This is a genomic window from Delftia lacustris (genome assembly GCF_040267515.1).
GTDB classification, from domain to species: Bacteria; Pseudomonadota; Gammaproteobacteria; order Burkholderiales; family Burkholderiaceae_C; genus Comamonas; species Comamonas tsuruhatensis.
The window spans coordinates 5,249,091-5,267,472 of record NZ_CP141274.1 but is presented as its reverse complement, the minus strand read 5'-3'; the positions used below and the strand labels follow the sequence as shown (position 1 = coordinate 5,267,472).

General features: G+C 67.9%; 15 protein-coding genes and 1 CRISPR repeat array (1 of these 16 running past the window's edge). Of the genes, 10 read left to right on the top strand and 5 right to left on the bottom strand.

The features are described from left to right. Nucleotides 1–1,123: direct repeats of the CRISPR family, unit length 32 nt; unit sequence GTCGCGCCCCGTGCGGGCGCGTGGATTGAAAC (it extends 106 nt beyond the left edge of the window). A 49-nt stretch (nt 1,124–1,172) separates the two neighbouring features. Further along, on the bottom strand, nt 1,173–1,973 hold the full coding sequence (locus U6958_RS25570; RefSeq protein WP_074923169.1) for an IclR family transcriptional regulator: 801 nt from the start codon (nt 1,971–1,973) through the stop codon (nt 1,173–1,175). Nucleotides 1,974–2,259: 286 nt separating this feature from the next. Between U6958_RS25570 and U6958_RS25565 the strand changes: the two genes are divergently transcribed. From U6958_RS25565 to U6958_RS25520, 10 genes are all read left to right on the top strand, one after another. Continuing rightward, the gene (locus tag U6958_RS25565; RefSeq protein WP_208607077.1) at nt 2,260–3,267 is read left to right on the top strand and encodes a sugar ABC transporter substrate-binding protein; all 1,008 of its coding nucleotides are present in this window, start codon (nt 2,260–2,262) and stop codon (nt 3,265–3,267) included. Nucleotides 3,268–3,284: 17 nt separating this feature from the next. After that, nucleotides 3,285–4,814 carry a sugar ABC transporter ATP-binding protein gene (locus tag U6958_RS25560; protein WP_074923167.1) on the top strand — a complete coding sequence of 510 codons (1,530 nt, stop codon included), beginning with the start codon at nt 3,285–3,287 and terminating at the stop codon, nt 4,812–4,814. Beyond that, on the top strand, nt 4,804–5,820 hold the full coding sequence (locus U6958_RS25555; protein ID WP_074923166.1) for an ABC transporter permease: 1,017 nt from the start codon (nt 4,804–4,806) through the stop codon (nt 5,818–5,820). The genes U6958_RS25560 and U6958_RS25555 overlap by 11 nt, the downstream gene beginning before the upstream one ends. 54 nt (nt 5,821–5,874) lie before the next feature. Beyond that, a complete protein-coding gene (locus tag U6958_RS25550) occupies nt 5,875–6,624 on the top strand; it encodes an SDR family oxidoreductase (protein WP_074923165.1) in 750 nt (249 codons plus the stop codon). A gap of 18 nt (nt 6,625–6,642) precedes the next feature. Beyond that, complete coding sequence (locus U6958_RS25545; RefSeq protein ID WP_074923164.1) at nt 6,643–7,533, top strand: fumarylacetoacetate hydrolase family protein; 891 nt, start codon at nt 6,643–6,645, stop codon at nt 7,531–7,533. Nucleotides 7,534–7,540: 7 nt separating this feature from the next. After that, on the top strand, nt 7,541–8,818 hold the full coding sequence (locus U6958_RS25540; protein ID WP_074923163.1) for an L-fuconate dehydratase: 1,278 nt from the start codon (nt 7,541–7,543) through the stop codon (nt 8,816–8,818). Nucleotides 8,819–8,821: 3 nt separating this feature from the next. Beyond that, nucleotides 8,822–9,733, top strand: a complete 912-nt coding sequence (locus tag U6958_RS25535) for an amidohydrolase (RefSeq protein WP_046986692.1) — start codon at nt 8,822–8,824, stop codon at nt 9,731–9,733. Between the two features lie 16 nt (nt 9,734–9,749). Next, entirely contained in the window at nt 9,750–10,526 is a 777-nt protein-coding gene (locus U6958_RS25530; protein WP_065347600.1) for an SDR family oxidoreductase, read from the top strand. A 16-nt stretch (nt 10,527–10,542) separates the two neighbouring features. Beyond that, nucleotides 10,543–10,884, top strand: a complete 342-nt coding sequence (locus tag U6958_RS25525) for an L-rhamnose mutarotase (RefSeq protein ID WP_074923162.1) — start codon at nt 10,543–10,545, stop codon at nt 10,882–10,884. A gap of 329 nt (nt 10,885–11,213) precedes the next feature. Further along, nucleotides 11,214–12,269: a porin gene (locus U6958_RS25520; RefSeq protein WP_074923161.1), complete on the top strand. Its 1,056-nt coding sequence runs from the start codon at nt 11,214–11,216 to the stop codon at nt 12,267–12,269. Nucleotides 12,270–12,307: 38 nt separating this feature from the next. On the opposite strand, the gene U6958_RS25515 is transcribed toward U6958_RS25520, so the two are convergent. From U6958_RS25515 to U6958_RS25500, 4 genes are all read right to left on the bottom strand, one after another. Further along, entirely contained in the window at nt 12,308–13,681 is a 1,374-nt protein-coding gene (locus U6958_RS25515) for an efflux transporter outer membrane subunit (RefSeq protein WP_074923160.1), read from the bottom strand. Between the two features lies 1 nt (nt 13,682). Beyond that, entirely contained in the window at nt 13,683–15,629 is a 1,947-nt protein-coding gene (locus U6958_RS25510; RefSeq protein WP_016453833.1) for a MacB family efflux pump subunit, read from the bottom strand. Nucleotides 15,630–15,631: 2 nt separating this feature from the next. After that, a complete protein-coding gene (locus U6958_RS25505) occupies nt 15,632–16,810 on the bottom strand; it encodes an efflux RND transporter periplasmic adaptor subunit (protein ID WP_074923159.1) in 1,179 nt (392 codons plus the stop codon). Nucleotides 16,811–17,000: 190 nt separating this feature from the next. Continuing rightward, nucleotides 17,001–18,212 (bottom strand): ABC transporter substrate-binding protein, encoded by a 1,212-nt coding sequence (locus tag U6958_RS25500; RefSeq protein ID WP_016449656.1) that lies wholly within the window; start codon nt 18,210–18,212, stop codon nt 17,001–17,003. Between the last annotated feature and the right edge of the window lie 170 nt (nt 18,213–18,382).

Sequence of the window (18,382 nt, the reverse complement as noted above, 5' to 3'; positions counted from 1 at the left end):
AGATTTTTTGGCTGCATGCGACGGTTTGGTCGCGCCCCGTGCGGGCGCGTGGATTGAAACGCTGCATCGGCCTGTACGTCATCTGCAGGGTCTAGTCGCGCCCCGTGCGGGCGCGTGGATTGAAACTTGTATCCATCAGGAGTGCCATCCATCAAGTAATCGTCGCGCCCCGTGCGGGCGCGTGGATTGAAACCAACTCGGCACCGAGGATCGCCCTCGAATCACGGTCGCGCCCCGTGCGGGCGCGTGGATTGAAACATGTCGAATCCCCCGAGGAAGTGGCAGCCCATGTGTCGCGCCCCGTGCGGGCGCGTGGATTGAAACTCTGCGTCCAGGCGGCGCAGGACAACGGCTGCCGTCGCGCCCCGTGCGGGCGCGTGGATTGAAACTTCGGCAAGGGCTCCGGCTATCGCAGGGCTCAGATGGTCGCGCCCCGTGCGGGCGCGTGGATTGAAACCAGACCGTCTACGTGCACACGTTTGACCGGAACGGTCGCGCCCCGTGCGGGCGCGTGGATTGAAACGTGAGGGTCTGACCATGGATAACGCTGCACGCGAAGGTCGCGCCCCGTGCGGGCGCGTGGATTGAAACTCCTGTGGCTTGTTGACTACAGATTGCAGTCATGTCGCGCCCCGTGCGGGCGCGTGGATTGAAACTCCAATTGATAGCAACGGAACACGACAGCCTCACGTCGCGCCCCGTGCGGGCGCGTGGATTGAAACCCCGCCGAGGGCAAGGACGGTCGCATCTACCTCGAGTCGCGCCCCGTGCGGGCGCGTGGATTGAAACGCCAGATAGCGAGCGATGAAGCGGTAGAGGGCTGTCGCGCCCCGTGCGGGCGCGTGGATTGAAACAGACGACGATGAATTCATGGGTGTCGCTGCCGTGGTCGCGCCCCGTGCGGGCGCGTGGATTGAAACACGCCCAAGGGCGTCCAGTGGATCGCTGGCGAGTGGTCGCGCCCCGTGCGGGCGCGTGGATTGAAACGATAAGGAGGCCTGTGCCTTCGGGCTGGAGCGCCTGGTCGCGCCCCGTACGGGCGCGTGGATTGAAACCGCGCCAGCCAGGGCATCACCAAGGCCCTGACGCTCGTCGCGCCCCTTGCGACCGCGTGGATTGAAACCCCTGCCACCACAGCAAGCGCCACATGCATTTGAAACGAATCGCCTGACTCACTCCTCGCCGCGCAGACCGCCATTGAGAGAGAGTCCAGCCACTGCCTGCAGCAGGTACCCGCGTGCCTCATCCAGCGAGGGACCCGCATGCCCATCGATCCGCCGGATATAGGGAGATGTGAGCACAGCCATGGCATGGCCATCGGGCCCGAGGATGGGGCAGGAGATGTCCACCACACCATAGGACTGCAGGCTTTCGCTCTGCCTGTAGCCCGTGCTGCGTATCTGTTCCAGCATGTCGTGCAGTTGTGCCTCGGGCAGTGGCACCTCGCCTTCCAAAGGCGTGTGCTCAGCCAGCATCTGCGCGCGGCGTTCGCGTGTCTGGCAGGCCAGCAGCACATGGCCTGACCCGGTGTCCAGCAGCCCGACGCGTGCGCCCAGCCTGATTGACAGGCCCCAGTTCCCGGGGCCGGGGACCTGGGCCACGATCAGGACATTGCCACGGTCGTAGAGGCCCAGGTGGCAGGACTGCTCGGCCTGCCGCGCATAGGCATCCATGACGGGCAGCGCCTGAGTCACGAGGCGGTTGACGGGTGGGTGGCGGTGCGCCAGCGCGAACATCTTGAGGCTGAGCGCATGGCGGTCACCGCCGGCCGAGCGCATCACATATTGCCGGGCCACCAGCCGCTCGAGCATGCGGTAGATCTCACTGGGGCCCCGGCCCAGTTCCTTGACGATCTCGGCCCGCGTCAGGCCATCGGGGTGCTCGGCCAGCAGCTCCAGGATGTCCAGCCCCTTGTCCAGTGCCGGCGCGCGGTAGCGCTCGCCGTCTTCTGCGTTGTCCAGTGCTTTGCTCATGCGTGCAGATCTTACGTTCGGGATAGGACAAGTCCTGTTTTTGCTGCCGACCTGCGCAAGCGGTGCGTGGGCTGGGTAAACCATAGCTGCCGAAGTGAGGTTTATTTATAAATAATTAATTCATGGATGAATGAATTGCCCCAGCGATGTGCCACGCGCCATCGGCAAAAAGGCGATCCAGCGGCACCGCCGGAGTCCCGGCACACATGAGGAGGCACTTTCCATGGCTGCACTGCACGGCGTTTTCCAGGTTCCGGCCGGATGTTCCGCAATGCTTTGCCGGCTCATGTCCGCTGTAGCCGCGCTGGCTTCAGTGGCGGCGCTGGCCGGCGCGGGGCCGGCGCTGGCGGCGGAACCTGGCCCGGCGCAGGGCAGGATCGGGGTCAACCTGCCGCTGCTGACCTCGCCGTTCTGGCAGGCCTACAACGGCTACCTCCCGCAAATGGCCAAGGCCCTTGGGGTCGACATCCTGGCGCCGGTGAACTCCAACCAGGACCCGGCCCAGCAGATCACCGACGTGGCCAATCTGATCAACCTCGGCGCCAAGGGGTTGGTGGTGGCGCCATTGGATTCGGCGGCCATTGGTCGCGCGCTCGCCTTGGCCGAGCAGGGGAAGATTCCTGTGGTGGCGGTGGACGTGGCGCCTACCCGGGGCAAGGTGGCGATGGTGGTGCGTGCCGACAACCGCGCCTATGGCACGCGGTCCTGCCAGTACCTGGGCGCGCAGGTGAAGGCGGGCAAGGTGGTGCAGATCATGGGGGACCTGGCATCGGTCAACGGCCGTGATCGGGCTGAGGCTTTTCGCAGTTGCATGAAGGATTTCCCGGCGCTGCAGGTGCTGGAGATTCCCGCGGCCTGGAAGTCCGATGCCGCCGCTGCCGCGCTCGACGGCCTGCTGTCCGCGCATCCGGACCTGAAGGGCATCTACATGCACGCAGGCGGTGTCTATCTGGCGCCCACGCTGCAGACGCTGCGGCGCAGGGGGCTGCTGCGTCCGGCCGGCGATCCGAGGCACATCGTGGTGATCAGCAACGACGGCATCGCCCAGGAGCTGGATGCCATCCGCAGGGGCGAGATCGACGCCACCATCTCGCAGCCCGCCGATCTCTACGCAAAGTACGGCCTGTACTACATCAAGGCAGCGCTGGCAGGGCAGTCGTTCAAGCCCGGGCCCACCCCGCATGGCAGCCGCATCGTGGAGGTGGCGCCCGGCATTCTGGAGGACCAGTTGCCCGCACCCGTGGTGACCCGCGAGAACGTGGACGACAAGTCGCTGTGGGCCAACCAGCCATGACGATACTCCCCGGATTCATGGCTGACAGACCGGGCACGCCGGTGATGGAGGCGCGTGGGCTCGGCTTGCGTTTCGGCTCCACGACGGCCTTGCACGATGTGAGCCTGGCAGTCATGCCGGGCGAGTCGCATGCACTGGCTGGCCGCAACGGCGCAGGCAAGTCCACCTTGGTCGCCTTGCTGACCGGCCTGCACCAGCCCGGCACGGGAAGCATCCGCTTCAACGGCCAGCCCGCGCCTGCGGTGGCCGACCGCATGGCCTGGCGCCAGCATGTGGCCTGTGTCTACCAGCATTCGACCATCATCGGCGAGCTGTCGGTGGCCGAGAACCTGTTCATCAACCGGCAGCCGCTGCGCCATGGCTGGATTTCCTGGTGCGTGCTGCGGCGCGAGGCAAGGGCCTTGCTGGATGCCTGGCAGATCGATGTGCACGAGGATGCGCTGGCCCGGGATCTGACGGTGGAAGCCCGCCAACTGGTGGAGATCGCGCGTGCGCTGTCGCTGGGCGCGCGCTTCATCATCCTGGACGAACCCACGGCACAGCTTGACCACGACGAGACGCGGCGGCTGCTCAGGCGCGTGCACGATCTGCAGCAAGGCGGCGTCACGTTTCTCTTCATCTCGCACCACTTGCAGGAGATCTATGAGATTTGCCAGACGGTCACCGTGCTGCGCGATGCGCGCCATGTGGTGACGGCGCCGGTGGCGCAGTTGCCCCGGCAGGCACTGATCGAGGCCATGACCGGCGAGCGGGACAGCCTGGCTGGCTCGCCTTGCGCCGCCCACGCACCCCCGGCAGGCTGGGGCACGGGCGTTGCCCCCGTGGTGCTGGCGCTGCAGCAGGTGTGCGGCAAGGGTTTCGGGGCTGTCAGCCTGCAGGTGCGGCGTGGCGAGATCGTGGGGCTGACAGGCTCCACCAGCAGCGGGCGCACGGCCGTGGGTGAGGCGGTAGCGGGTCTGCGGCGCACGACGGCAGGCCGGATCCTGGTGTCAGGCCGCGTGCTGCCGCCCGGCGATGTGGGCGCCGCGCTGGCGCACGGCGTGGGTTGCGTGCCGCAGGACAGGCACCGCCAGGGCCTGGTGCCGGGGCAGTCCATTGCCGAGAACGCCACCATGACCATCATGGACAGGCTGGGCCGGTTCGGCTTCGTTGCGCCAGCGCGCCGGCAGGCGGCGGCGTTGTCGGCCATGCGTGCACTCGATGTGGCGGCCAGCGGGCCGCAGCAGGCCGTGTCCGGCCTGTCGGGCGGCAATCAGCAGAAGGTGGTGATGGCGCGCGCGCTGGCCAGCGAGCCCGATGTGCTGGTGCTCATCGATCCCACTGCGGGTGTGGATGTGAAGTCCCGGCAGGCATTGCTGGCCGCGGTGGATGGTGAGCGACTGCAGGGCCGGGCCGTGCTGCTGGCGAGCAGCGAGCTGGACGACCTGCGCATCTGCGACCGCGTGCTGGTGATGTCGCATGGCCATGTGGTGGCCGAACTCGCCAGAGGCTGGGACGACGGTGAACTGATTGCCTCCATGGAAGGAGTGAGCCTGCATGCGCACTGAAACCTTTGTCTCGCCGAACACGGCTGTGCCCGTGCCGGCCGCCGGGCGGCTCGCTCTGCACCGGCTGCGCGACTATGCACTGGTGCCTGCGCTGGCCCTGCTGTTCGTGCTGGGAGCCTTGACCAGCCCCAGCTTTCTGACACCGGCCAACCTGGTCAGCATCCTGGGGGCCTCGGCAGCCCTGGCGCTGGTGGTGTTGGCGGAGTCGCTGATCATCATCACGGGCAAGTTCGATCTGTCGGTGGAGTCCACGGTGGGCATTGCGCCGGCGGTGGGCGCCATGCTGGTGATTCCTGCAGCCTCGGGAGGCTTTGGCACGGAATGGCCGGTGGCGGCGGGGCTGCTGGCCATCGCGGCCGTAGGCGCATGCACGGGTTTTATCAATGGCCTGTTGGTCGTCAGGCTGCGGCTCAATGCCTTCATCGTCACGCTGGCGATGCTGATCGTGCTGCGCGGCCTGCTCGTGGGCGCGACCAGGGGCGGCACCCTGTTCGACATGCCGCAGCCTTTCTTCGCCCTGGCCACGGCCACGCTACTGGGGCTGCCGCTGTCGGTCTGGCTGGCGGCGCTGGCGTTTGGCACGGCCGCCGTGGTGCTGCGTCACCACCGGCTGGGCCGCGCGCTGTATGCGATTGGCGGCAACCCCCATGCGGCGCGCGCGGCGGGCATCAATGTGGACCGTATTACCTGGGGCGTGTTCGTGCTGGCCGGTGTGCTGGCCGCAGTGGGCGGGCTGGTGGTCACGGGCTATGTGGGCGCGATCAATGCCAACCAGGGCAGCTCGATGATTTTCACGGTGTTCGCGGCGGCCGTCATCGGCGGGATTTCGCTCGATGGCGGCAAGGGCTCCATGTCGGGTGCGCTGTGCGGCGTGCTGCTGCTGGGCGTGGTGCAGAACCTGCTGACGCTGGCCCAGGTGCCATCGTTCTGGATACAGGCCATCTACGGCGCCATCATCCTCGGCGCCCTGATGCTGGCCCGGCTCGCAGGTGAGCAGCAGCAATAGGCGCGGCCCGCGAATCGCCCGTGCAGAACCCTTTTCAAGGGAAGGAATGGCTCCATGAGACTCGCCGGAAAACACATTCTCGTCACCGCAGCCGGGCAGGGCATAGGGCGTGCCTGCGCGCTGATGTTTGCCCGCGAGGGGGCCAGCGTGCTGGCCACCGACATCGACATGCAGGCGCTGGCAGAACTGGAGGGACGGGACGGCCTGCGTACGCGGCGGCTGGATGTGACCGATGCGCAAGACATCCTGGCACTGGCCGGGCAGGAGAGGGCTTTCGATGCAGTGCTCAACTGCGCGGGCTTCGTGCACCACGGCAGCATCCTGGACTGCAGTGACGAGGACTGGGCCTTTGCGTGGCAGCTCAACGTCACCTCCATGCACCGCATCATCCGCGCCCTGCTGCCTGCCATGCTGGCCCAGGGCGGCGGGTCGATCATCAACATGTCGTCCGCGGCCTCCAGCGTGAAGGGCGTGCCCCTTCGCCATGCCTATGGCGCCACCAAGGCTGCCGTGGTCGGGCTGACCAAGGCCGTGGCGGCCGACTTCGTCACGCAGGGAATACGCTGCAACGCCATCTGCCCTGGCACGGTGGAGTCCCCGTCGCTGCAGGCGCGCATCGCCGGCCAGGCCCGGCAGCAGGGCGTGCCGCTGCAGCAGGTGCGCGCCGCCTTCGTGGCGCGCCAGCCCATGGGGCGGGTGGGTCGGCCCGAGGAAATCGCCGCGCTGGCCACCTATCTCGCCAGCGATGAATCCCGCTTCGTCACCGGCACGCTGAGCGTGATCGACGGTGGCTGGTCCAACTGAACTGCACAGGACTGCTCCATGAAATTGCTGCGATACGGCCCCAGGGGCCATGAAAGACCGGGCCTGCTCGATGCGCAAGGGCGTGTGCGCGACCTCTCGGGCGTGGTGGACGACATTGCCGGCCCCGTGCTGCTGCCGGACAGCCTGGCGCAACTGGGCGCCCTGGACCCCTTGCAGCTGCCCCTGGTGGAAGGCGTGCCGCAGCACACGCTGCGTCTGGGCCCCTGCGTGGGGCGGGTGGGCAAGTTCGTGTGCATAGGCCTCAACTACTCGGACCATGCGGCCGAGGCCGGCATGCAGGTGCCGCCCGAGCCCGTGGTGTTTGGCAAGTGGACCAGTGCCATCTGCGGCCCGGACGACGCCATCGAGATTCCGCCCGGCTCCGTGAAGACGGATTGGGAGGTGGAGCTTGGCGTGGTCATAGGCCAGGGCGGGCGCCATATCGACGAGGCCCGGGCCATGCAGCACGTGGCGGGCTATTGCGTGGTCAACGACATCTCCGAACGCGAGTACCAGCTCGAGCGTGGCGGCACCTGGGACAAGGGCAAGGGTTGCGACGGCTTCGGCCCGCTGGGGCCCTGGCTGGTCACGGCCGACGAGGTGCCCGATCCGCAGGCGCTGCGCATGTGGCTGGATGTGGACGGCCGGCGCATGCAGGACGGCAGCACGGCCACCATGGTGTTCGGCGTGGCCTTTCTCGTCAGCTATCTGAGCCGCTTCATGAGCCTGCAACCGGGCGATGTGATCTCCACCGGCACGCCGCCGGGCGTGGGCATGGGCCAGAAGCCGCCCATGTACCTGCGTGCCGGGCAGGCCCTGCGGCTGGGCATCGCCGGCCTGGGCGAGCAGCGCCAGACCATGGTGGCGGCCCGCGAGCAACCGAATCCGTCGACAACCGGCAAGGCCTGAGAAGAACATGACGCGAATCCTGTCCCTGCGCGTGCTCGATGTGCGCTTTCCGACCTCCAGTCACCTGGATGGGTCTGACGCCATGAACCCGGACCCGGACTACTCCGCCGCCTATGTGATCCTGGAGACGGATACGCCCGGCCTTGAGGGGCACGGGCTGACCTTCACCATCGGGCGCGGCAACGAGGTCTGCTGCGCTGCCATCGCGGCCATGCGCCACCTGGTGGAGGGCATGGAGCTCGACTGGATCCGGGAGGACATGGGGCGCTTTTGGCGCCACATCACCTCCGACAGCCAGTTGCGCTGGATCGGCCCGGACAAGGGGGCGATGCACCTGGCCACCGGCGCCGTGGTCAATGCCGTGTGGGACCTGTGGGCCAAGGCCGAGGGCAAGCCGCTGTGGCGTCTTGTGGCCGATTTCACGCCCGAGGAGTTCGTCCGCGCGCTGGACTTCCGCTACATGACGGATGCCCTGACCGAAGCCCAGGCGCTAGAGCTGCTGCATCGCCAGTCGCCGCGCAAGGCCGAGTGCATCGGCGTGCTGGAGCGCGAGGGCTATCCCTGCTACACGACCTCGGCCGGCTGGCTGGGCTATGACGACGACAAGCTGCGCCGCCTGTGCCGCGAGGCGGTGGCCGGCGGCTTCAACCACGTCAAGCTCAAGGTGGGGCGCAGCCTGCAGGACGACATCCGGCGCGTGTCCATTGCGCGCGAGGTGCTGGGGCCGGATCGCCAGCTGATGATCGACGCCAACCAGGCCTGGGAGGTGGGGCAGGCCATCGGCTGGGTGCGGGAGTTGGCCTTTGCCAGGCCCTGGTTCATCGAGGAGCCGACCAGCCCTGACGATGTGGAGGGCCACCGCGCGGTGCGCGAAGCCGTTGCCCCGGTCCAGGTCGCCTCTGGAGAGATGTGCCAGAACCGCATTCTCTTCAAGCAGTTCATCCTGCGTGGCGCCATCGACGTGGTGCAGATCGACGCCTGCCGGCTGGGAGGGGTCAACGAGGTGCTGCTGGTACTCCTGCTGGCCGCAAAGTACGGTCTGCCCGTGTGTCCGCATGCCGGGGGCGTGGGCCTTTGCGAGTATGTGCAGCATCTGTCCATGATCGATTTCGTCTGCGTGTCCGGCACGCGTGAGGGGCGCGTGATCGAGTACGTGGACCATCTGCACGAGCACTTCGTGGATCCCTGCGTGGTACGCAATGCGGCCTATATGCCTCCCGGTGCGCCCGGCTTTTCCATCACGATGAAGCCGGAATCTCTGGCCAGGTATCGCTTCCAGGCCTGAGCCATGGCCCTGTCCCATTCCCATTCACTTTTGCATCCGCGCATCGATGCACACCTGCATTTCTGGCGCTACAGCGCCGGGGACTATCCATGGATAGGCGCGGACATGCGGGCCCTGGCGGTGGACCGCACACCCGGCCATCTCCTGCCCCAGCTGTCTGCCTGCGGCTTCACGGGCGCCATCGCCGTGCAGGCGCGCGCCACGGTCGATGAGACGCGGTTCCTGCTGGAGCTGGCGCGGCGCAATGACTGGATACGCGGCGTGGTGGGGTGGGAAGACCTGACCTGCGAGGGCCTGGGCGAGCGCCTGCAGGACTGGCGTGCCGAGCCGAGGCTGTGCGGCTGGCGCCATCAGGTGCAGGACGAGCCCGATGCCGCAGCCTTTCTGGGCTGCGCCGCATTCGGGCGCGGCATGGCCTTGTTGCAGCGTCAGGGCTGGGCGTATGACCTGCTCGTCTTCCATCACCAGATGGAGGCGGCTGCCGCCTTCTGCGCACGGCACGACGCGCACTGGCTGGTGCTGGACCATCTGGGCAAGCCCCCGTTGGCCGTGCTGGCCCGGGAACAGGCCGCATTCGGCCACTGGCAGGCGCGGCTGGGGCGTTTTGCCGCGCTGCCGCATGTGGCCTGCAAGCTCTCGGGCCTAGTGACCGAGGCCGACTGGCGCGCCGGGCTGGACGGGGCAGGCAGGGCTTGCCTGCTGCGCTGTCTAGATATGGCCTTGCAGGTGTTCGGTCCGCAGCGGCTGATGTTTGGCTCCGACTGGCCGGTCTGCCTGCTGGCCGCGCCATACGCCACGGTCTTTGAGCTGGTGGATGGCTGGGCGTCGTCGCGGCTGTCGGCCTCCGAGCGCGAGGCGCTGTGGGGCGGCACCGCCGCGCGCTGCTACGGCCTGCAGCCGCAAGGCATGACCTGACCCCATGGGAGGCAGCATGGACCTGAACCTGAAAGACAAGACCTTCATCGTCACGGGCGGTGCCAGCGGCATTGGGGCGGCCATCTCGCTGCGGCTGGCCGGTGAAGGTGCGGTTCCGCTGATCTGCGGCAAGGACACCATGTCCGCTCGGTTCGAGGCGCAGCTCATGGAACTGCAGCCCCGGGCCCGCCACTTCCGCTTCGACCTGGTCGATGAACAGGCATGCGGAGAGATGGTGGCCCGCGCTGCGGCGGACTGCGGCCACATCGACGGCCTGGTGAACAACGCGGGCATCAATGACGGCGTGGGCCTGGAGGCAGGGCGCGACGCCTTCGTGCGCTCGCTGCAGGCCAACCTGGTGCACTACTACGTCATGGCCCACCATTGCCTGCCGCACCTCAAGGCCAGCCGTGGCGCCATCGTCAACATCTCGTCCAAGACCGCGCTGACCGGGCAGGGCCAGGCCAGCGGCTACTGCGCGGCCAAGGGGGCCCAGCTCTCGCTGACGCGCGAATGGGCTGCCGCGCTGGCAGCCGATGGCGTGCGCGTCAATGCCGTGGTGCCCGCCGAGGTGATGACGCCGATGTACCTGCACTGGCTGGGCCGCTTCGACGACCCCGGGCGCCAGCTGGAACAGATCAGCGCCCGGATTCCGCTGGGCCGGCGCATGACGGCGGCCGAGGAGATTGCGGACACGGTCGTCTTTCTTCTGTCCGAGCGGGCATCGCACACCACGGGGCAATGGCTGTTCGTCGATGGCGGCTACACCCACCTGGACCGCGCGCTGACCTGACCACCATGGAGACGCCATGCGCCAATGCCTTGCACTCGACCTCAGGGATGACCCGGCGCTGATCGCCCGGTACGAAGCCCTGCATCACCGGATCTGGCCGGAGGTGGCGGCGCATCTGCGCAGCCATGGCGTCACCGGCATGGAAATCCACCGCCTTGGCACGCGCATGGTGATGGTCATGGACACCGATGACGCAGTGCATGACGCCCGGGCCATGGCCCTTGCCTCCGCCACCGATCCGAAGTTGTGCGAATGGGAAGACCTGATGTGGGCCTTTCAGGCCCCCACGCCGTGGGCACCACCTGGAGACAAGTGGACGCCCATGGCCTGCATTTTTCGGCTGGAGGATTCTGCGTAGGCGTGAGCGACTGAGCACCCGTCGGCCATGCCCCATCCCCGAACGTCGCTCAACCCCCTTCCAGGGGAAAACACCGGGGCGCCCGCGCCGCAAATGCATAGGTCTGCGCATGAATCGCTCAGGCCTGGCGCCATCCCTGCGGAGAATTCATGAAAGCAGCCTGCAGGGCATCGCAACCACGGGGCTGCATGCACCCGCAATAACAAGAAGCACAAGAACAAGAAGCACAAGAAAAGGGGCTGGCGACTGGTTTCAAGCTGCTCCCCATGGCAGCCGTGCTGCGGCCATGGGGATTTTCGCCAATCGGCAATGTCAAGGAGGAGAGGGAGATGAATAAACGCATGATCCGCAGCGCTGGCCTGGCCGCGCTGGCGCTGGGCACGGCCCTGTCGGCCCAGGCCCAGGGTTCCGTCACGCTCTACGGGCGTGTGGTCGCGGGGGTGGACTACCAGAGCAATGTGTACGACCCGGCCACGGGGGGCTCTGGCAATCTGTGGCGGGCGGTGGGCAACCAGTGGGGCACGAGCATGCTGGGTTTCAAGGGGGAGGAGGACCTGGGCGGCGGGCTGCATGTGCTGTTCACGCTGGAGTCGGGCTTCAGCATCGACGATGCCAGGTTCAACGGCGCAGGTTTCTTCAACCGCCGCACCTTCGTGGGCCTGCGCAGCGGCTGGGGCACGCTGAAACTGGGCAAGGACCTGTCGATCTCGGATGCGCACTGGGCGCTGGACCCCACGGGCCAGCAGTTCATCGGCTCGGCCACGCTGGTTCGGGGGCGCAACTGGGGCGGGCATGACAACATGATCTCGTACGAAACGCCCAGCTGGGGCGGCCTGCGCGTGCTGGCGCTGACCGGCCTGGGCGAGCAGCCGCAGGGCACATCGCGGCTGCGCAAGGATGCGCTGTCGGTGTCCTATACCGCGCCCACGTTCGAGTTGCGCGCCATCTACGATGTGGCCCGCGATGCCAATGGCCACTTCAGCGATCTGTACACCACCTCCCGCAACCTGACGCTGGGCGGCACGGTGACGCTGTCCGCGCTCAAGCTGTTCGTGGGCTATGAGCAGCTGTCCGCGCCCGACAGCGCGGCTGGCGTGCCCAACAAGGCGCGGCAGTACTGGATGGGCGCGCGCTACAAGGTGTCAGGCCCGCTGACGCTGATCGGGGCGGGCTACCGCACCACGGTCAACAACGGCGGCGGCAGCGCCAACCTGTTCATGGCGGGCGCCGACTACGCGCTGTCCAGGCGCACGCTGCTGTACGCCAGCGTGAGCAATGTGCGCAATGGCGGCAATGCGAACTTCTCGGTGGAGACCACCAACAACAACCCGGCGCCGGGCGGCAGCCAGACCGGCCTGTACCTGGGCATGGCGCATTCGTTCTGACCGGGGCGGGCACTTTGGCGGAGGTTGCCGGCCCTTGCTCAAGGGGCTTGCCATCCGCCGCCCAGCACCTTGTTGATCGTCACCTGGTTTTGCAGTTGCGCCAGGTGCAGGGCCGACAGGGCCAGCTGTGCGTTGCGGCTGCGCTCCTGCGCATCCAGCCAGGTGCGCAGGGGTACCTGGCCTGCGCGGTAGCGTGCCTCGTACAGGCGGGTGATTTCTGCCGATTCCTGCATGACGCGCTGCTGTGCCTGCTCCTGGCTGGCCAGCTCGGTGCGGGCGGACAGGGCTTTTTCCGTTTCCGCCAGCGCGGCGTACAGCGACTTGCGGAAGTTGACCACGGCCTCTTCATGCTGGTTGCGCGCAATGGCGGTGTTCAGCCGCATCTCGCCCACGTTCAGAAAGGGCAGGGTCATGCTGGCGCCCAGGGCCGCCACGGGGTTGGCCAGCAGGTCGAGCAGCGAGTTGCTGGAGCCCCCCAGGCTGCCGGTCAGCGACAGCGTGGGGTAGTAGCGCGCGGTGGCCGCATCGCTGCTGGCCAGGGAGGCGCGCAGCCGCAGTTCGGCGGCGCGCAGGTCGGGGCGGCGGCCCAGCAGTTCGGCGGGCAGTCCTGCGGCAATGGCAGGCAGCGCGCCCGTGGGCAGGGCCTGCGGCTCGCCACCGGGTGCCTCGGCGCCCAGGAGCAGCTCGTTGAGCGCCTGCCGCAGTTCGGCGCGGGCCTGCGTGTACTGGCTGAGCAGCGCCTGCTGCTCGGCCAGCGCCTGCCGGGCCTCGCGCCGTTCCAGGCTGGATACGGCGCCGCTGCGGTACAGCGCCTCCACCAGCTCGCCGGTGCGGCGTGTGTACTCCAGGCTTTGCCGCGCAAATTCCAGGCGCTCGTTGGCCAGGGCCAGTTGCCAGTACAGGCTGGCGGTGGTGGCCGCCAGGGACAGGGCCACGGCCTGCCTGTCCTGCTCGCTGGCCTGGGCCTCGAAGACGGCCGCATCGCGCTGGGCACCCAGGCGGTCGAACAGGTCCAGCTCCCAGCCCACGCTCAGCGTGGCGCTGGACGTCTCCAGCGTGCTGCGCGGGCTGCCGGACAGCGGCCGGCTGGCCCCGGTGCTGAGCGTGCCGCCGGGTTGCGGCAGCAGGGCGCGGCCCGCCAGCTGCGCCTGCAGCGCGGCGCGGCGCACACGGATGCCTGCCGTTGCCAGGTCGGGGTTGCGCGCAAGGGCCATGTCGATCCATGCATCCAGGCGCGGATCGCCGAAGGCGCGCCACCATGCCTCGGGCGCAGGCGCTGCCGCCGAGGGCTGCGCATGCTCGAACTGTGCGGGCAGCGCCACCTGCGGCGCCTCGTAGGTTGTGCGCGTGATGGCGCCGCAGCCGGCCAGGGCCACTGCGCATGCCAGCACGCCGGTCTTCAGCATATGCATGTCAATCTCTCGATAGAGCCTGTACGGGGTCGAGGCGCGCAGCACTGCGCGCCGGCAGGAAGCCGAAGCCGATCCCGATGAGGGAGGAGCAGGCCACGGCCAGCACGATGGAGGCGGCCGAGAACGACAGCTGGAAGCTGGAGCCCGACAGGCTCACTGCCAGGCCCAGGCTCAGCGCCAGAGAGACACCCAGGATGCCGCCCACGATGCAGACCAGCACGGCCTCGATCAGGAACTGCTGAAGGATGTCCGACTGGCGCGCGCCGATGGCCATGCGCACGCCGATCTCGCGCGTGCGCTCGGTCACCGACACCAGCATGATGTTCATCACGCCGATGCCGCCCACCAGCAGCGCAATCATGGCGATGGCCGAGACCAGCAGCGTCAGCGTGGTGCTGGTGCGCGTGATGGCCTGGCGGATCTGGTCGGAGTTCCAGATGAAGAAGTCCTTGGTGCCATGGCGCTCGGTCAGCAGGCTGGTGGCGGCCTTTTGCGCGATCTCGGCCGGCACCGCGTCCTTGATGCGCAGCGTGATGCTGTCCAGGTGGTACTTGCCGACCAGGCGCGTGGCGGCTGCGGTGTAGGGCACGAAGAAGGTGGGCGTGGAGCCGCCGAAGCTGTTTTGCGCAGGCCGGAGCACGCCGACGATTTCCACGGGCATCTGGCCCAGCAGCACGACCTCGCCCAGCGGGCTGGGGTTGGTGGGGAACAGGGCGGTGGCGGTCTTCTGGTCGATCACCGCCACCTGGGCGTGCAGGTCCACGTCGCGCTGGTCGAAGAAGCGGCCCGATGCCAGGCGCAGGCCGCGCACGCGAAAGTGCTCGAAGCCCACGCCCGTCACCTGGGCCGTGGCCGCGTTCTCGCGGTACAGCGCCGTGACGCCGACCGACACATTGGGCGTGGCGCTGTCCACGTAGGGCTGCTCGGCCAGGGCCTGGGCGTCGGCGGCGACCAGGGTCTCGATGGCGGCGGCGCGCGTGTCGCCGAAGTCCTTGCCGGGGAAGATGTCCAGCGTGTTCGTGCCCAGCTCGCTGATCTGGTTCATCACCTGCTGCTGCGCACCGCGCCCCAGCGCCACCACCGAGACCACGGCCGAGATGCCGATGATGATGCCCAGCATGGTCAGGAAGGTGCGCAGGCGGTGGGCGTTCATGGCGCGCAGGGCCATGCGCAGGGCCTCGCCAAAGCGGTCCGACAGTCCGCGCCAGGAGGCCCGGCGCGCGCCGGATGCCGGCTCCACGGGCGGCCTGGCTTCGTGCGGGGTGCTGCGCCGGTCGGCAATGATGGCACCGTCGCTGATCTCGATCACGCGCGTGGCGTGGGCGGCGACGGCCATGTCGTGCGTGACCAGGATGATGGTGTGGCCGTCGGCATGCAGCTCCTGCAGGATGCGCATGACCTGCTCGCCGCTGGCCTTGTCCAGCGCGCCCGTGGGCTCGTCGGCCAGGATGACGGCGCCGCCGTTCATCAGCGCACGCGCAATGGACACGCGCTGCTGCTGCCCGCCCGACAGCTGGCCCGGCCGGTGCTGCATGCGGTCGGCCAGGCCCAGGCGTTCGAGCAGGGCGGCCGAGCGCGCATGGCGGTCCGTGGGCGCCGTGCCGGCGTAGACCGATGGCAGCTCCACATTGCCCTGGGCCGTGAGGTCGGGCAGCAGGTGGTAGCGCTGGAAGATGAAGCCGAAATGCTCGCGCCGCAGCGCGGCCAGCGCGTCGGGCCCCAGCTCGCTGGTCTCGCGGCCCGCGATGCGGTAGCTGCCCGAGGTCGGATGGTCCAGGCAGCCGAGGATGTTCATCAGCGTGGACTTGCCCGAGCCCGAGGCACCGACGATGGCCACCATCTCGCCGGCCTCGATGGTCAGGTCTATGTCCTTGAGTACCGCCACCGTGGTGTCGCCCGCAGGAAACTCCCGGCGCAGGCCCTGCATCTGCAGCAATGCATGGTCCATGCTTACATTCCCATCGGGTCGCTGCCGGCCGGCTTGCCGCCAGGGCTGGCCTCGCCGATCACCACCTGCTCGCCGGGCTCCAGCCCCGACAGCACCTGGGCCTGGGCGTTGGTGCGCAGGCCCACGCGCACCTTGCGCTCGGTGACCTGGCCCTGGGCATCGCGCACGCGCACGCTGTAGTTGTCGTCGGCATCGCGGCTGCCCAGCGCGGCGGCCGGCATGAGCACGGCCTTGTCGGCCTGGGCCACGCGCACGGTGACCTGGGCGGTCATGGAGGGGCGCAGCTTGCCTTCCGGGTTGGGCACGTCGAACTGGGCGTTGTAGTAGATGGCCTTGGCGGCCTGGGCGCCGGTGGCTGCGCCAGCGGTGGCGTCCGTGGCGATGGAGGCGGGCGCAGGCTCTATGCGCTCGATCGTGGCGGTGTGGCGCTGGCGGCCGCTGCCCAGCGTGGTGAACCAGACCGTCTGGCCCAGCTGGATCTTGTCCACGTCGGCCTCGGCAATCTCGGCGCGCACGGTCATCACGTCGAGCTTGGCCAGCATGACGATGGTGGGCGTGGTCTGGAAGGAGTTCAGGGTCTGGCCCTGCTTGGTGACCACGGCCACGATCACGCCGTCCATGGGCGCGACGATGCGGGTGTAGCCCAGGTTGATGCGCTCGGTCTCCACCTGGGTGCGTGCCTGCTCGATCTGTGCCTGAAGGGCGCCGACATCGGCCAGCGCGGTGTCGAGCGCAGCCTTGGCGGCTTCATGGTCGGCTCGCGAGGTGGCGTCGGCCTGCAGCAGCTCCTGCTGGCGCTGGAAGGTCAGCCGGGCCTGCACCAGCGCCGCGCGCCGCGCGGCCAGCTGGGCCTGCAAGGCGGTGACGGATGCCTCGGCATTGCGCAGCTTGATGCGCTGCGGCTGGGCATCGACTTCGGCGATCAGGTCGCCGGCCTTGACCTTCTGGCCCAGCTCCACGTGCAGGCGCCGGACCTGGCCCGAGACCTGGGCGCCCACGGCCACCAGTTCCTTGGGGTGCAGCCGGCCCACGGCGAGCACGGTCTGCTCCAGGTCGCCGACGGTGACGGGTGCGGTTGCGAATTGGGTGGAGGGCTTGGCACTGGCCTTCCACCACACCAGGCCTGCGACCATGCATGCGCCTGCGACGGCGACCATGGCCCATTTGCGATTGAACTTCATTCTTCCCCTGCCGCGCGGTCGGCCGCAGGGGAGACAGTCCCTGCCCGGCGCCGCGCCAGATGCTCGAACTTACCAGTCTGGCGCGGTTCGATGTCCCGGCATTGACCAAGGCATGGAGATTCAGTGGAGAAAAGCGAGGAGAGGGAGCGGCCGGGCTGCCCCCTCGGCTCACCGCAAGTTCAGCGCAAGTTCAGCGCCAATATTGGCACTTGCTCTCGGCCTTGGTGGTCCAGACCTGCTCGGCCGGCAGCTTCTTGACCAGCTTGTAGTAGTCCCAGGTGCCCTTGGATTCGGCCGGGGATTTCACTTCCATCAGGTACATGTCGTGCACGTAGCGGCCGTCCTCGCGCAGGTAGCCGCTGCCGAAGAAGTCATCCATCTTCATGCCGCGCCAGGTGGCCATGACCTTGTCGGCATCCAGCGTGCCGGCCTTTTCCACGGCCTTGAGCCAGTTCATGGTGGCCGAGTAGTCGGCCGCATGGATTTCGCTGGGGCGGCGCTGGGTCTTGGCCATGAAGGCGTCGGCGAACTTGCGCGAGGCATCGTTCATGTCCCAGTACCAGCTGGTGGTGAACTGCATGCCCTGCGTGTTCTTCAGGCCCAGGCTGTGCACGTCGGTGAAGAACACCAGCAGGCCGGCCAGCTTCATGTCCTTGGTCACGCCGAACTCGCGCGCGGCCTTGATGGAGTTGATGGTGTCGCCACCGGCATTGGCCAGGCCCAGGATCTGGGCCTTGGAGTTCTGCGCCTGCAGCATGAAGCTGGAGAAATCGCTGGCGTTCAGCGGTGTCTTGACCGAGCCCAGCACCTTGCCGCCGCGCGCCTCGATGATCTTGGTGGTATCGGCCTCCAGCGCATGGCCGAAGGCATAGTCGGCGGTCACGAAGTACCAGCTCTTGCCGCCGGCCTCCACCACGGCCGCGCCCGTGCCCTTGGCCAGGGCCACGGTGTCGAAGGCGTAGTGCACGGTGTAGGGACTGCACTGCTCGTTGGTCAGCGCCGAGCTGCCTGCGCCGTTGTCGATGAAGACCCGCTTTTTCTCCTGCGCCACCTTGGCCATGGACAGGGCCGTGGCCGAGTTCGTGCCGCCAAACACCAGGCTGATGCCCTGCGTGTCTATCCACTCGCGCGCCTTGCTGGCGGCGATATCGGCCTTGTTCTGGTGGTCGGCCGTCAGCAGCTCGATGGGTTTGCCCAGCAGCTTGCCGCCGTAGTCGTCGATGGCCATCTGTATCGCCACGGCGCCGTTCTTGCCCTCGACATCGGCATAGAGACTGGACATGTCGGTGATGAAGCCGATCCGAACCTTGTCCTGCTGCGCCAGGGCCGGCGTTGCCAGTGCGGCGGCGCACAGTGCCAGGGCCAGCGGTGTCATCAGCGATGTCTTGGGGCGTTGCTGCATGAAGTCTCCTTGCTTTGGATGGAAAAAGCCCGCTGCTGTTGCGCAGGGGCCGGGTGATTCCATGCTGGCAGGGACAGGGGTCTGCCGCATTGGGGCAAGCACGGGCTTGGTGGCCCCGGTGCGACAGTACAGCCGCTCATCCTTGCAACGTGGCCGGCCCGTTGATTGAT